This is a genomic window from Corallincola holothuriorum (assembly GCF_003336225.1).
In the GTDB taxonomy this organism is placed as follows: Bacteria; Pseudomonadota; Gammaproteobacteria; order Enterobacterales; family Neiellaceae; genus Corallincola; species Corallincola holothuriorum.
Genome location: NZ_QPID01000015.1, coordinates 36,756 through 51,937, shown reverse-complemented (window position 1 = coordinate 51,937; position 15,182 = coordinate 36,756). Strand labels below are relative to the sequence as shown.

Sequence of the window (15,182 nt, the reverse complement as noted above, 5' to 3'; positions counted from 1 at the left end):
AGCGCCCACACAGATTGTCTGACCAAATTGTTAAAGAACGATGCTGTTGCATCTCGCCAAACCTTAGCTTGGCTGCCCGGTCAACTCATTCGTTGTCCGCGGCAAGGGCTGCGCATTCTACGCTTCTCAGCCCCGCTGTCAACCCAGTAAAAACATCTTTTTTACCAAGTGACCAGAAGAAAGATAAAAACTTAAACCGTTCGTTTCTTCCCGCTGCCTCGCCCTGAGCGAGTGAGGCGGCATTATAGGGAGATTAATCCTGAACGCAACCCCAAGAACACACATTTTAGTTCAACCGAACAAAGTTTGCTCACAAGCAAGTACCAGAACAAAGGGATAAAAGTCTAATCGACTGATATTATTAGCTTATTTAGATATAAACAATTTATTCAATAAAGCAGGAAGTTCAGCGAGGCTCTCTAATACATAGTCAGCTAGTTCAACTGACTCAGTTGAAACAGGCTTTCCGCTTTTCACTAAAAAGCAGAGCTTTAACCCCGCATTTTGCGCTGCTCTCATATCATCGCCCTTGTCTCCGACCATCATTGCTTCTGAGAGCTCAATATTTAGATCTTTCTTAGCTTGATAAAACATCCCCGGTGCAGGTTTACGGCAATCGCAATTAACAGCGAAACTAGCCACTTGACCTTCGGGGTGATGTGGGCAGTGATAGACGTGCTCTATACAAGCGCCAGCTTGCTTGAACTGTTCAACCATCCACTCAGTCAATCTCTGGAACTGACCTTCCGTGTAATATCCCCGCGCTATCCCCGATTGATTAGTCACCACGACCAATCGATAGCCCGCTGCCGTCAATTTCGCCGCAGCTTCCAGTACGCCAGGGATGAATTCAAATTCGCTAACAGTGTGCACATAGCCATGGTCGACATTAATAACGCCATCACGATCAAGAAAAACTGTCGGTTTACTCATAAAAAGCTGTTCTCTCGCGCTTAATAAGAAAATGGGTCGCACCGCGACCCATTATTCTCTTCTCTATGTGTTACTGATGCTCTTCTTGTTAATCCCGTACTCACGGAGTTTATTAGCGATCGCCGTGTGAGACACACCAAGCTTTCTCGCTAACTGCCGAGTACTCGGATAAGCGGGATACAAGCGCCGCAGTAAATTGCTTTCAAATCGCTTGGTGGCTTCTTCGAGAGAGCCCTCAAAATTATCATCATAGTAACCGAAGCCACTGCTATAAGAGGGAAGCTGCAGATCTTCAGCATCAATCTCATGGCCCTCAAGTAACGAAACGGCTTGATAAACAGAGTTCTCAAGCTGGCGCACGTTACCTGGCCATGGGTACTGCTGAACAACATCCTGACACTGTTTGGTTAAATTAGGTGTAGGACGCCCCAATTGCCGACTATATCGGGCAACAAACAACTCAGCCAACGGGACAATATCAGCCTTACGCTCTCTTAAAGCTGGTACTCGCAGATTTAAGACGTTCAATCGGTAATAGAGGTCTTCTCTAAATTCCGCTTGCTGAACCATCGCGGGCAGGTCTTTCTGTGTTGCGCAGATCACCCGCACGCTCACTTTAACCTCTTCCTCTGCACCAACACGGCGGAAGGTGCCATCTTGGAGAAAACGAAGAAACTTAACCTGCAACCCCTCAGACATATCGCCAATTTCATCGAGAAAAACAGTGCCACCATCAGCCTGTTCAAAAACTCCGCGCTTACCCTCTCCCGCGCCTTCAAAAGCATTAGCGGAGAATCCAAAAAGCTCATGCTCTGCCACGTTATCAGGCAATGAGGCACAGTTCAGAGCAATAAACGGTCTATCACCACGAAAACTGAATTCGTGACAAGCACGGGCTAACAACTCTTTGCCCGTACCCGTTTCGCCATGAATAAGCAGTGGTGCATCTAACTGAGCCATTTTTCTCGCTTGGCTTAATACACGCTTCATATGACTACTTTCGGCAAAGATGCGGGAGAAACCATCATCGCTCTGGCGTTGAAACGCTGTTACTTGCTCACCTAGACGATCCACTGACTTCAATACAACCACTGCGCCAGCCAAAATGGACTGACCTTCTAAATCAGGAACTCGAATAGGTAACACATCTGCAAGATAAGTTTTACCAGCCATCGTAATCTTCGCGGCTTGAGCAATCACCTCATCAGCTTCCATCCAGCGCTGAAAAGAAAAGCCATGTACCCATTGGTTGAGACCGCCACCGACGATCTTCTCGGTTTTAAGACGCAAAGCGATGGCTGCCGCTTCGTTGACGACAACAATACGGCACTTTAAATCGATGGAAAAAACTGGATCAGGAAGCGTTCTCAACAATGTTTCTGATTCATAATGACCACGCTCAGAGGGCGTATAAGGGACTGTGCGGACATCTTCAACACCATGGATCAAACGAAGTGCAGGCATTAACTTCTGCAACTCTTCAAAAGCTAAACCAGGAAAATTGAGAAAGATGTTTCTTTTTTGGTCCGTTTCGATACTTTTCAGGTTGATACCATGCTCAACCAATATGACCAGGACTTCCTGAGCGATTCCCAGGCGGTCTTCGCACACAACTTCTAAACGCATATCTTCCACCCAAAGCTATTCTGTTATTGTCATTATTCAGGGTGTAAAAATAATAATACAGCTTGAAAAACTAAGCTACCTGTAGATGTAAAATTAGCTTAACAAACAAAAAACCACAGTTTTATCAATAGAATACTAAGGGAATAGACAGTAAATAAGCCACTACAGAAGAGAGAAACCACCGAATTCTGGTTCAGCGCTGACTAACCAATGGCGCGTTTTTTAATCGCAGCAAAGATCTCTCCTGCAACAGAGCGAACGCGAAGTGGAGGGACTTCAGTAAAAATAACGGGGCGACACAACTGCACAGTTTTAACGCCAAGACGCGCGGTTAACAAGCCCGCCCCCATGCCTTGAGCAACACGTCCTGAAAGCTTTCCTGTCATATCGGCGCCCAATGCTTGTAAACCAACATCACTCAGAGTTTCACTCACCCCAGCATAAATAACGTTCAGTATGACGGCCTTTACCAGCATCCAGCGACTGAACACCCCAAGTTCAATACCATAAACATCAGCAATCTCGTCAATCATCCTAACGTTACGCCAAGCAATTAATAGCATATCAATGGCTGCCAGTGGGCTAATGGCAATCAAAATAGCCGCCTCACTAGACCATCTGGCAACGACTCGTTTAGCGCGGTCATCAAGGACAGCGACAACATCCCGTTCAAAAAGTGCTAGCGCTTCCTGATCTGAGTGGTGAGCCTCGACATTAGCTTTCCATCGCTCAACAGCCTCATTAACTGATTCATCCAATTTTGCAGGCAACATCCGCTGACAAAACAGCATAATATCATCGCTCACTTCACCCTCTTTAATCGCCTCTGCAACCGCTCTGCGCTTATTGACTCGACTTAACTGGGCACTGCGGCGCCACGCGTTAAAAACTGCCCCAACCGCCCAGCTGCCAACGAGTAGGAATACGCCACCATATAACAGCGCGATGGCAGGGGTTTGATGCCATTTTTGATCAAAAAACTGTATTGCCTCAATCACTGAAATTACAGATACAAGCGCTAAGGTTAACCAAAGTAGAGGGTGCTTTCGCGCACCGAAGGTACTCTGTGCTTGTTGCTCTTCTTGCAAAGCGTCTTCGCCAAACGACTCATCTTCCTGCCAGTTATCTAGATCATCTAGCACAACAGCTTTTTCCAACGTCAAAGGGGCACCCTGCTGCTCCGATTCAAAAAGCTGCTGCTGTTGATAATTAGATTTTTTCCTAGCCTTACTCATTGCAGTTTATCCCCTAGCAAGAATTGCAATACGCGATCCATGGCTATGTGTGGCACCTGATTATCACTCTTACCTATCACGGGAGGCGCGAAAGGTACAAAGCTGAATTGATGGTCATTAAAAAATTGTGACGACGGTACGCTCGCCGGTACTTCCCCTGGAAAGGTAATGATCTCCTCTCTATCACTCAACCTCACGCCCTTCAGCATAGGCTTAGGACCACCTGTCAGCTGGCTCTTTCCAGAATTACTGGCACGAATAGACGCCAATGTAATGCAATCGAAAGCAATATCAGAGAAAGCCCACGGGTTCTCTTCTGTCAGCAGTAATTGTCGAATGAGGCCTTTTAATGGTTCATGCTGTTCCGGCGTCACATGATCAGCCTTGGTAGCTGCCAACATCACTTTTTCAATCTTGGGCGAGAATAGCCGCCGGATTATTGAGCTACGACCGTATCGAAAACTGCCTAGGACCTGCAATAGCGCCTGTTGCATCTCCAACAATTGATTGTGTCCAGCTCCTAAGGCGGTTAATGGATCAACGAGCACTATCTGACGATCGAAACGTGAAAAGTAATCTTTGTAAAAGCGCTTTACCACTTTGGACTTGTACTGTTCGAAACGCTTCTCCAACATCTCCCCCACACTGCCTCGACTAAACTTAGCGGTATCTTGGGAGACGGTCATCAAAGGGAAAAAATGCAATAACGGGGTATTTTCATATTCTCCAGGCAACACAAAACGCCCGGGCTGCAACAGATATGCTCCCTGACAACGCCAAGCTTGCAGCAACTCAGCGTATTGTTGAGCAACCTCTGCAATATGAAACTCATCCGCCGGCGCATCCAAGTCGATAGTATCAATCGACAACTTCCAGTCGGTCAGCGCTGGTACTTCAGGGCGATTAGGCAACATAGTGGCAAATAGCTCACACCATTGACGATAATCTAGCTCCAGTAATGGTAGATCGAGTAGCCACTCACCCGGGTAGTCAACAATATCCAATTGCATCAGAGCACGATTAGTCAATGTCGCTAACGGTTGTTTAGTGGGGCGATATGCCAATTCCAAGCTAACCGTGCTCACCCCTTTGGTTGGCTCTGGCCAACAGGGTGGCTCAGAAGAGAGTGCGGTTAACGAATTTTCATAAGGGTAACGGACCCAGTCCAGCCTCTGCTGGGGTATACGCCTGACCGCCAATAGGCGCTGCTCGGCACAAGGCTTAAAGAAAGGTAAGCGGGCATCTCTAAAATTAATAAGCTGAAATAGTAGACTGGTAATAAATGCGGACTTACCTGCGCCTGATAAGCCGGTAACAGCGAGCACCAAATGACGATCCAGTGAGCGGGCAAATGCTTGCTGCGCACCGCCACTCACTTTATCTAACCAACGACCAACTCCTGAATCCTTCTTCATCTATAACTTATTAATCTCGCGCTTTAAAGAGAACTCACTTGATGTCACGACTTGCTCAAGTCGCCGTAAACGTAGCTCCAGCTTTTCAAAGCGTGTCACCACTTCTTTAAACGCCTGTCGAGGAGGTTCTCCCGCCTGCCACACGTGAGACTTTACGGTATGTGGAGGTTGACTAAACTGGTTACCTTCTGGCGCTTTATCTAGCACCAGCCATAACACGACATAAGCTAGTAATGGCAAACCGAAAACACCGGTTAGAATAATGGCTGAAGCAACCACGACACGCACAAGCCACACTTCAAAGCCAAAGTAGTCCGCAAGCCCTGCACAGACACCCGCGAGTTTCTGCCGAGAGGTACTGCGATAAAGCTGCTTTTTCTTAACTTGTTCATCCATTATTCGTGCCCTCTTGCCGTCATCTCTTCACTAAGAATTCGTTCAAGGGTATCCAAGCGGTCGGCCATTTTTTCTGAACGATTCGCCAACTCGGTCAACAGCGCCATCTCATCTGCACTCAATCCCTGACTAACCTGGCGTTTACTTCGATAATGGAGAAACAACCAGATTGGCGCCACAAACACCATAAAAACAATAAACGGTGCCGCGATAATGCCTGCTAATGCTTCGTAATCCACGCCTATTCTCCTTCGCGATGATTCAACTGATTAAGCTTTACTTGCTGATTTTTTGTCGGCCTTTAACTTCTTCTTCAAGGCCTCAAGCTCACTGGTCACCGTATCTTCAGCTTCCAAATCTTCAAACTGCTGCGCCAATGATCTTTCCGCCTGAGTACCTAAATCATAAGATTCAACTTCCGCTTCGAGATTATCAATCTTACGTTCGTACTGCTCAAAACGCACCATGGCGTCTTGGACTTTACCGCTATCCAACTGCTTTTTTACTTCCAAACGTGAAGAGATTGTCTCACGGCGCAATAAAATGCTTTGTTGACGTGCTTTCGCATCTTTCAGTTTGTCCTGTAATTGGCCAATTTCATCCTTCAATCTCGTCAGCTGTTCTTCATGCTGCGCCAAATCAGCTTCCACTGCCGATACAGCATCTGTCACTTTTTGCTTTTCGAGCAACGCGCCTTTTGCCAGATCTTCCCGGTCTTTACTTAGGGCCAATTCGGCACGAGCTTGCCAATCATCGGCTTCACCTTTAAGGCGTTCGATGCGGCGCACGAGATCTTTCTTTTCTGCGATAACCCGTGCAGAGTTAGAACGCACCTCGACCAAGGTATCTTCCATCTCTTGAATAATCAGCCTAACCATTTTTTCCGGATCTTCTGCTCGATCCAACAATGAGTTGATATTCGAGTTAACAATATCTGAGAAGCGAGAAAATACACCCATGACACACCTCTATTACTTACAATGAATTATCTATATGCCATTACAAAAGCAATTTACAAGCCAACCTCAAAAAATAGATAGTTAACAATAAAAAACAAAAGGTTAGGCTATTTGCTTGCGTAAATCTCAAAGAGGCATATTATTGGAAAAAACCAATTCTTGGTGAAAATAACCACATGTCATCGACTCGAAGCAGAAAGAAAGACAACCTGATCGGGCAATCTAACAGCTTTATGCAGGTTATCGAGCATGTTCGTCAAGTCGCTGCGCTGAACAAACCCGTACTCATTATCGGTGAGCGTGGCACAGGTAAAGAACTGATTGCAGAGCGTTTACACTACCTGTCTCAACGTTGGGATCAAAATTATCTCACGCTTAATTGCGCAACATTGAATGAAAGCCTGCTAGAGAGTGAATTGTTTGGTCATGAGAGTGGCGCATTTACAGGTGCGAGTAAACGTCACGCTGGGCGCTTTGAACGCGCCGATGGTGGCACCCTCTTTCTAGACGAGTTAGCCAATACATCCGGCGTGGTGCAGGAAAAGCTTCTTCGAGTAATTGAGTATGGCGAATTTGAACGTGTCGGTGGCTCAAAGTCAGTCACCATTGATACACGATTGATCGCCGCCACGAACGAAGATCTCCCCACTCTAGCGGAGCAAGGTGAATTTAGAGCCGATCTATTGGATCGCTTGGCATTTGATGTGATCACCCTGCCACCGTTAAGAGAACGTCCCGAAGATATTATGCTGCTCGCAGAGCACTTTGCTATCAATATGGCTCGGCAATTAGAGATGGAGCTGTTTAGCGGCTTTACCCGTTCGGCACAGGAAGTTTTACAATCTTATGATTGGCCAGGAAATGTACGTGAGTTAAAAAATGCAGTAGAGCGAAGTGTTTATCGCCATAACAATGCTCACCTACCGGTTCACCAGATAACCCTGGATCCATTTGATTCGCCCTACCGCCCCCGCAGCATAGTCAGAACCAATGATCGCAGAACGCTCGACAATACAACAACTCCACCAAGTGAAAAAACAAGTAAAGAAGAGCTAGGTGATAAAAATCTACCCTCTTCCGCCATGCAAGAGATAGAATTTCCGATTAAGCTCAAAGACACACTGCGAGATTACGAGATAGAGTTATTGCGTTACGCGATGCAAAAATCTCAATTCAATCAGCGAAAAGCAGCAGATGCCTTGGATCTTACCTACCACCAACTGCGCGGCATATTGAAGAAATATTCATTACTGGACGAGTTTAGATAACTGAACATGGAAAACGGCCGTTTACCAAAAGTACGTCGTCATAGTTTCAGGGTGCGCTTGCGCCTTGTCATGCTAGGGTTTATCGCATTAGCCATCATTACGCTAACATGGTTACTCCGCGACTATGGACAAAACACTCGCCCACACCAGGGCATAATCTATTGTTCAGAAGGTAGTCCTGAGACATTTAACCCACAAATAGGCACCTCGAGTACGACCATTGATGCTTCAACCCATCAACTCTATGATCGTTTAGTCGATGTCGACAATCAGGGGAATATTACCCCGGGACTGGCATTTAAATGGAGTATTAGCCGCGATCAAAAGAGCTATCGCTTCAAGTTGCGTCAAGGTGTTAATTTCCACCATACCGATTTCTTTCGCCCCACTAGAACCCTGAATTCTGAAGATGTCGCTTTTTCATTTTCGCGCATTTTAGATAAAGAGCATCCATATCATCATGTTGGTGGTGGCCAGTACCCCTATTTTCAAAGTGTCGGCTTAGACAACTTGGTTATGTCGGTGACGACGCCAGATCCGTTCACCGTGCAGTTTGATCTGCTCCGCCCGGATGCCAGCTTTCTAACCACGTTGGCGACCGACTTTGCCGTCATCTTGTCAGCCGAATATGGTGAATGGCTGGAGAAACGGCGACAACAGTCCTATATAGATAGTCGTCCCATCGGCACAGGACCGTTTAGCTTTGCCACTTACCGCAAAGATTCCTATATCAAGTATCGCCGTCATCCGGCGTACTGGGGGCCGCCAGCCAAGCTGGAAAGGTTGGTTTTTGATATCACACCTGCCCCCTCTGCACGCCTCGCCAAGTTAATCACTGGCGAATGCGACGTTATCGCTCTCCCCTCAGCCAGTGAGATGACACTACTGCGTAAAAGTGAACAGATTAAGCTCAACTTACAAACAGGACTCAATGTAGGGTACCTCGCATTCAATACCCAACATCCGCCATTTGATGATGCTCGGGTGCGTCGCGCCATTGCTCATGCCATCGATCGCGAGCGCCTGTTAGCAGCAGTTTATTTTGGCACCGCCACTTTAGCTAATTCGGTGCTGCCACCCGTTTCCTGGGCCTATAACGATGCCTTACCTGTACTTGATTATGACCCTGAAACAGCGCGCGAATTATTACAAGAAGCGGGGCTCGAACAGGGCTTCAGTTTCGAGCTTTGGGCGCCCCCAGTACCTAGGGTCTATAACCCGAGCCCGCTAAAAATGGCGCAATTAATAAAAGCAGATCTGAAAAAAGTTGGTATCACCGCTGAGATCGTCTCTTATGATTGGCAAACCTTTAGAAGACACCTGCAAGCTGGCCGTCATGACGCCACGCTCTTAGGTTGGATGGCTGACACCGCTGATCCTGACAACTTTTTTAGGCCTCTGTTGACCTGTCAGGCACTCAGTTATGGCACCAACCGTGCCCAGTGGTGCGATTTCGAATTTGATCGCTTGCTAAACTCAGCGCTGGAAACCCCTTCCCGCATCCAACGCAAAGCGTATTACAGTGATGCTCAAAAGATTATCTCAGAGCAGCTACCTATCTTCCCTATTGCTCATGCATTAAGATTCCAAGCGTATCGCAAAGGAATAACAGGTATGGACCTCAATCCTTATGGAGGCATCCGATTTGCGGACGCCGAGCGTAACTAACGATGCTGACTTATACATTAAGAAAGATGAATTTATTCATCTTCACCTTCATCGGGTTATCACTACTATCATTCAGCCTGATCTATATCGTACCCGGCGATCCGGTCTATCTCACCACTGGGTTAGATAATCTCACCCCCGATCAATATCAAAAGCTCAGCAGTGAACTCTACTTTGATCGTCCTTACATCCTTCAATATTTCCATTATCTTGGGAATATTTTCGACGGCAATTGGGGACGGTCACTGACATCGGGGGAAAACGTTTGGGATGAAGTTAAAGAAACATTCCCTGCGACATTGGAGCTGGTGTTCTACTCGCTCGTACTCGCCATGGTTATCGGCGTGCCGATTGGCTCTCTTGCTGCATTAAAAAAAGAGAGCATCACAGACCATACCGTCATGACACTGAGCCTGCTTGGTATCTCCATCCCGGTATTCTGGTGGGGGCTATTGATGATCATGATACTGGCTCTGGGACTAGGATTACTCCCTATCTCTGGGCGGCTTAGCTTACTGTATGATATTGAACCGGTGACCAACTTCATCCTCATAGATATCTTGATTTCCGACCAATCCTATAAGAATGAAGCATTTAAAAATGCCTTAGCACATATCATTATACCAACACTGGTGCTCGCTACCGTGCCAACCACACAGGTGATCAGAACAACCCGCGCGACCATGCTCAGCTTGCTTAAGCAAAATTTTATCAAAGCAGCTCAAGCGCGTGGCATTAGCCGCTGGCGTGTATTGCGCAAACACGCTCTCCCCAACAGCCTATTGCCAGTGTCACGGCAACTTGGGCTGCAGATCAGCACATTAATGACCGGCGCCATGGTCACTGAAAATATATTCTCTTGGCCAGGAATTGGTAAGTGGTTAGTAGCCAGCCTTTATCAACGAGATTATCCGGCAATACAGGGCGGCTTATTAGCTGTATCAACCTTCATTATTCTGGCCACAGTGATTAACGATCTTCTTCATACCGCAGCCGATCCCATCGCGCGTAAGGACTACAATGCTTAGTCACGATATCTACGATGATGCAGGTATGCCTTCACCGCTGTCGAGGGCATTGGCAGAATTCCGTAAACACCCCATCTATATGGCCGCGTTTTACTGGTTGTTATTGATGGCCGTGCTATCGCTGTTTGCGCCACTTATTGCACCATACAGTGCCGATGAACAACATTTAGGCCAGTTGTTGGTTCCCCCTTCTTGGTACAAAGAGGGGCAAGTAGAGTTTTTCTTTGGCACCGACGATCTAGGCCGCGACGTACTCAGCCGCCTGATTTATGGTGCCCGATACTCATTTGGCAGTAGCCTTTTGGTCGTGATGGTTTGCGCACTTGCCGGCATTATCATCGGTGTTTTTGCCGGCATGACTCGCGGCTTAAAGTCGAGCGTGCTGCATCATATTCTAGACACTATCCTTTCTATCCCTTCGCTACTCTTGGCCATCGTCGTTATAGCAATTTTAGGCTCAGGGTTAGAACAGGTACTAATTGCTATTGGACTTGCGCAAATCCCGCAGTTTATTCGAACAGTCAATAACGCTATTCGGCAAGAGATGAGCAAGGTCTATGTCACTGCGGCAACTCTCGATGGTGAAAAAGGCGCAAGGCTATTTCTCTTCACCCTACTACCTAACCTAATTGAACCGATTATGGTGCAGTTCACTATCTCCCTGTCGACAGCCATTTTAGATATTGCCGCATTAGGTTTTCTAAAATTGGGCGCTCAAGCGCCCTCGCCAGAATGGGGAACCATGCTGTCCGGCGGACTAGAACTGATTTACCGCGCCCCCTGGACAGTCGCCTTTCCCGGTTTCGCCATTCTCATATGTGTGCTGTCAGTGAACGTTGTCGGCGAAGGTTTTCGTAATTCAATCAGTAAGGCTAAATCATGAGTCTACTGGATATCAAAAACCTCACCATAGCGCTTAATACCCAAGACGGATTGGTGACAGCTGTCGATAAGGTCAGTCTTTCTCTCGCCGATGGCGAAATACACGCGCTGGCAGGCGAATCAGGCTCTGGTAAAAGCCTATTAGCCAAAGCGATTATCGGCCTGCTGTCAGATGATTGGACCGTTATTGCCGACCGCATGTTTTATGAAGGCGAAGATCTGCAAGCGATGGATTTCCAACAACGCAGGGAGCTAATGGGCAACGAGATCGCGATGATCTTTCAAGACCCTGCGAACAGTCTTGATCCCATCGTACGCATCGAAGAGCAACTGCTAGAAGCCTTGCCGCGAACGATAACAAAAGGCCCGTTAAACTTCTTTAGAGCAAGGAAAAAGCTACGTCAGCAAGCAATCACACTGCTCCATCAAGTCGGTGTAAAGGACCATGAGCGCCTGTTGAAAGCCTACCCTCATGAGATCTCTGAAGGACTCTGCCAAAAGGTGGTCATTGCCATGGCGATTGCCCTGAGGCCACGTCTATTGATTGCCGATGAGCCTACAGCCACCATGGAGCCCAGAGCACAGGGGCAACTATTTCGGCTACTCAGAAAATTCAATCAGCTACACAACATGAGTATTTTGCTACTCAGTCATGATATGTACACGGCTGCGCAATTAAGCACCCGGATCACCATGATGTATTCAGGCCACGTTGTTGAATCAGGCCTTACTGAGCGAATGATCCAGTTTCCTGTGCACCCTTATACCGAGGCGATGGTGGCCAGTACCCCAAGCTTTTCCGGGCAAGTAACTAAGAAAGCCCCTTTACCAGAGTTAAGAGGTGGCGTACCAACGCTACAACATATGCCAATTGGCTGTCGCCTAGGTCCACGCTGCCCTTATGCTCAGCGACAATGTGTAGAGCTACCTCTGTTGAAACGATTTAAAGGTAGAAGCTACCGTTGCCACTATCCTTTAAATCTCGATGCTCTGCGCAAAAAGGACAAGTCATGATCCTCACCGCACGGTACCTCACCAAGATCTACAAACCCAAAATGGCTATGCCATGGCACCCTGAGCCCGAGCCAGCAATCGACCGCATCTGTTTTGAACTAGGGGCAGGTGAAACACTCGCTATTATTGGTGCGGCAGGATCAGGTAAAACGACATTGGCCAGGGTTCTTGCTGGGGCTGAAACTGTCACCACAGGCACCTTAGTGATGGAGGGAGAGCGCGTTGATGCGGTCAGCAGCGATGAGTACCACCGCTCAATCCGTATGATGTTTCAAGACCCAAGTGCATCGCTCAACCCAAACCTGTCCATAGGTAGACAACTGGATAGCACCTTAAAGCTAGCGATTTCAATGCCAGAAGCGGACAGAAAGCAGCGCGTGCTCGACACCTTACAAGATGTAGGGCTTCTGCACGAACATATCGATTTTTATCCGGATCAGCTGTCAAGTGGACTAAAACACCGTGTAGCTTTAGCACGAGCCCTGATCACCAACCCCAAAGTGATTATCGCCGATGAATCACTGTCGTCGGTCGATGTATCGGTCAGAGCCAAGCTCATTAATCTGCTGCTCAAATTGCAACGAGAGCGGGATCTCTCCTACATAATGATCACCCATGATCGTGAGATCATCGAACATATGTGCGATAAGCTAATGGTGTTGCAGTCAGGGCGAACGATCGAGTACGGTCAGGTTGAGCAGATACTGAACCAGCCAAAGGAAGCTTATTCTAGACAACTTCTAGCTTTATAGTTATCGCTGTTAAGGCAAAAAAAAGAGAGGCTATTGCCTCTCTTTTTTATTCATATGACGCTTTACTGGGGCAATGTTTCTGTCGCTACCACTGGATAGGTTATCTCTGCCCGGTCACGAAGCATCGCGATCAATGGCTGATAAGCCTGCTCAATAAGTTGCGGGGAAACCTGCGCTTCCAACGCGGTCAATTGCCCTGGCTCAGGCGAGGTTGCATTGTTTACCTTTAACAACTCAACCACGGCATACTTCCCGCCAGGGATCGAAGCTTGTTCTGCGCTTGCAGTGCCATCAGTCGACGGCGCTAAAGCAAATGCTGCATCGCGAACCGCTGGAGCCACATCACTACCATAGCGTGTCAACGCCAACTTCTCTTCAAATGCCAAGCTATTCTCAGTAAGCAATGCCGTGACATCTTCTCCAGCTAACAACTTCTCTGTGAGTTCAGCTGCAATTGCGTCAGCCTTCTCACCAGCAAGACGTCGCTTCACATCAGTCAACAATTGCGGCTTAACTTCGTCAAAGGTTAGCTGTGCAGAGGGTTTATGCTCCAACAAGCGCACAATGATCACTTGCTCACCGCCAACTTCAATCGCATCGCTATTCAGGCCTTCCAGCAAGACAGTTTCGCTAAACGCTGCATTTAGCAACTCACCATTATTAAATGGTGCTGGCGCACTTTCTCTGCTGAACAAAGCCGTTTTTTGCACTTCTAGGCCTGCCGCATTAGCAGCATCCTCCAGCGTGTCAGGAACTTCAAACGCTACGTTGGTCATTGCCGTTTGCAACTCAATGAAATCGCTTTCAGCTTTCTGCTTCTTAAGTTGTAGCGCAATGCTATCGGTCACTTCCGCAAGTGGTTGCTGAACCGACGGTTTAACATCTAGCAACTTGATCAGGTGAATGCCATTAGTTGTTTCTACTGGTGCAGATACATCACCAACAGCTAAAGCAAATGATGCATCATCAAAATCTTCGCCATAGGTTCCACGCTCAAACCAGTCCAGCTCACCACCGTTTTCACCACTAAAAGTATCGATAGAGTTAGCTTTAGCCAGTTCTGCAAAATCAGCACCTGCTGCCAATTCAGACACTAACGTAGCGGCCTTTTCACTATCTTCCGCTGGCAACAATATATGCGCAACCTTGCGCTGTTCTGGCAGCATATACAGAGCAGAGTTCTCACTGTAGTAAGCATTGATCTCATCATCGCTTACTGACTGCGTAGCAGCCAGATCCGACACCTTCAATTCAATATATTCAAGTGCGATCTGCTCAGGCGTAACAAAGCGCTGTGCCTGCATTTCATAGGCCTGCTGCAACTCTTCATCTGAAGGCTCAACCTGCCCAAGCAAGGTTGCTGAATCAATGGTCACCAGGCGAATATCGCGCGTCTGATTGTCCAGCATATAGCGTTGTTTCAATTCCGCCTCGGTAACGAAATCGGTCGCAATCAGCGCCTGCAACAATTGACGCCGGGTCATTTCGCGACGCAGATATTCACGGAACTGCGACGTTGACATATTCTGACGGCGAACAGTACTCAAATACACATCATTAGAAAACTGCCCATTCACTTGGAACTGAGGCATTTCCTTAATGGCAGATTTAATCTGTTCATCACTGATAGTTAGGCCTAATTCATCAGCAGCCTGGTCTGTGACTACTTCGTCAATCAGGCGCTCCAAAACACTCGCGCGAAAGCGCTGCATATAAGCACTATCACTTGCCAACTGATTGAACAATTGCCCAAACTGCTGCTCCATGCGCGCGCGTTCGTTCTGATAAGCAGCCTCAAATGCCCGAGGGCTGATCTCTTCACCATTCACTACGGCAGCAGGCTGTGCATTGTTACCGCCCATGTAGCTACTGACGCCCGCAAAAGCAAATGACAAAATGATTAAACTCAATACAATTTTGGCGGCGGGGCCGTGAACTCCCTCACGGATCTTATCCAGCATGTTGTTGTCTCTCGTTAGCGCTTACGCAAAACTAAAATAAAAAAA

General features: G+C 47.5%; 14 protein-coding genes. 6 read left to right on the top strand and 8 right to left on the bottom strand.

Annotation, left to right across the window (positions count from 1 at the left end; genetic code table 11):
* Window positions 1-366 precede the first annotated feature (366 nt).
* The 7 genes from gmhB to pspA form a co-directional block, all read right to left on the bottom strand.
* Window positions 367-933 carry a D-glycero-beta-D-manno-heptose 1,7-bisphosphate 7-phosphatase gene (gene gmhB / locus DU002_RS18560; RefSeq protein ID WP_114339950.1) on the bottom strand — a complete coding sequence of 189 codons (567 nt, stop codon included), beginning with the start codon at window positions 931-933 and terminating at the stop codon, window positions 367-369.
* Between the two features lie 63 nt (window positions 934-996).
* Window positions 997-2,559, bottom strand: coding sequence for a transcriptional regulator TyrR (gene tyrR, locus DU002_RS18555; RefSeq protein WP_114339953.1), 1,563 nt, complete (start codon window positions 2,557-2,559; stop codon window positions 997-999).
* Window positions 2,560-2,762: 203 nt separating this feature from the next.
* A complete protein-coding gene (locus DU002_RS18550) occupies window positions 2,763-3,794 on the bottom strand; it encodes a TIGR01620 family protein (RefSeq protein ID WP_114339949.1) in 1,032 nt (343 codons plus the stop codon).
* Window positions 3,791-5,209 carry a YcjX family GTP-binding protein gene (locus DU002_RS18545; protein WP_114339948.1) on the bottom strand — a complete coding sequence of 473 codons (1,419 nt, stop codon included), beginning with the start codon at window positions 5,207-5,209 and terminating at the stop codon, window positions 3,791-3,793. The genes DU002_RS18550 and DU002_RS18545 overlap by 4 nt, the downstream gene beginning before the upstream one ends.
* Window positions 5,210-5,605, bottom strand: coding sequence for an envelope stress response membrane protein PspC (gene pspC, locus DU002_RS18540; RefSeq protein ID WP_114339947.1), 396 nt, complete (start codon window positions 5,603-5,605; stop codon window positions 5,210-5,212).
* On the bottom strand, window positions 5,605-5,844 hold the full coding sequence (gene pspB, locus DU002_RS18535; RefSeq protein ID WP_114339946.1) for an envelope stress response membrane protein PspB: 240 nt from the start codon (window positions 5,842-5,844) through the stop codon (window positions 5,605-5,607). The genes pspC and pspB overlap by 1 nt, the downstream gene beginning before the upstream one ends.
* A gap of 30 nt (window positions 5,845-5,874) precedes the next feature.
* Complete coding sequence (gene pspA / locus DU002_RS18530) at window positions 5,875-6,564, bottom strand: phage shock protein PspA (protein WP_114339945.1); 690 nt, start codon at window positions 6,562-6,564, stop codon at window positions 5,875-5,877.
* Window positions 6,565-6,740: 176 nt separating this feature from the next.
* Here pspA and pspF point away from each other — a divergent pair, with 176 nt between their 5' ends.
* The 6 genes from pspF to DU002_RS18500 are packed head-to-tail and all read left to right on the top strand — an operon-like array spanning window position 6,741 to window position 13,176.
* On the top strand, window positions 6,741-7,832 hold the full coding sequence (gene pspF / locus DU002_RS18525) for a phage shock protein operon transcriptional activator (RefSeq protein WP_114339944.1): 1,092 nt from the start codon (window positions 6,741-6,743) through the stop codon (window positions 7,830-7,832).
* Between the two features lie 6 nt (window positions 7,833-7,838).
* Window positions 7,839-9,500, top strand: a complete 1,662-nt coding sequence (gene sapA / locus DU002_RS18520; protein ID WP_199405282.1) for an ABC transporter substrate-binding protein SapA — start codon at window positions 7,839-7,841, stop codon at window positions 9,498-9,500.
* A gap of 2 nt (window positions 9,501-9,502) precedes the next feature.
* On the top strand, window positions 9,503-10,528 hold the full coding sequence (locus DU002_RS18515) for an ABC transporter permease (protein ID WP_114339943.1): 1,026 nt from the start codon (window positions 9,503-9,505) through the stop codon (window positions 10,526-10,528).
* A complete protein-coding gene (locus tag DU002_RS18510) occupies window positions 10,521-11,411 on the top strand; it encodes an ABC transporter permease subunit (RefSeq protein ID WP_114339942.1) in 891 nt (296 codons plus the stop codon). The genes DU002_RS18515 and DU002_RS18510 overlap by 8 nt, the downstream gene beginning before the upstream one ends.
* Entirely contained in the window at window positions 11,408-12,424 is a 1,017-nt protein-coding gene (locus DU002_RS18505) for an oligopeptide/dipeptide ABC transporter ATP-binding protein (protein WP_114339941.1), read from the top strand. The genes DU002_RS18510 and DU002_RS18505 overlap by 4 nt, the downstream gene beginning before the upstream one ends.
* On the top strand, window positions 12,421-13,176 hold the full coding sequence (locus tag DU002_RS18500; RefSeq protein ID WP_114339940.1) for an ATP-binding cassette domain-containing protein: 756 nt from the start codon (window positions 12,421-12,423) through the stop codon (window positions 13,174-13,176). Before DU002_RS18505 ends, DU002_RS18500 begins: the two co-directional genes overlap by 4 nt.
* A gap of 62 nt (window positions 13,177-13,238) precedes the next feature.
* On the opposite strand, the gene DU002_RS18495 is transcribed toward DU002_RS18500, so the two are convergent.
* Window positions 13,239-15,137 carry a SurA N-terminal domain-containing protein gene (locus tag DU002_RS18495; RefSeq protein WP_114339939.1) on the bottom strand — a complete coding sequence of 633 codons (1,899 nt, stop codon included), beginning with the start codon at window positions 15,135-15,137 and terminating at the stop codon, window positions 13,239-13,241.
* Window positions 15,138-15,182: the final 45 nt, after the last annotated feature.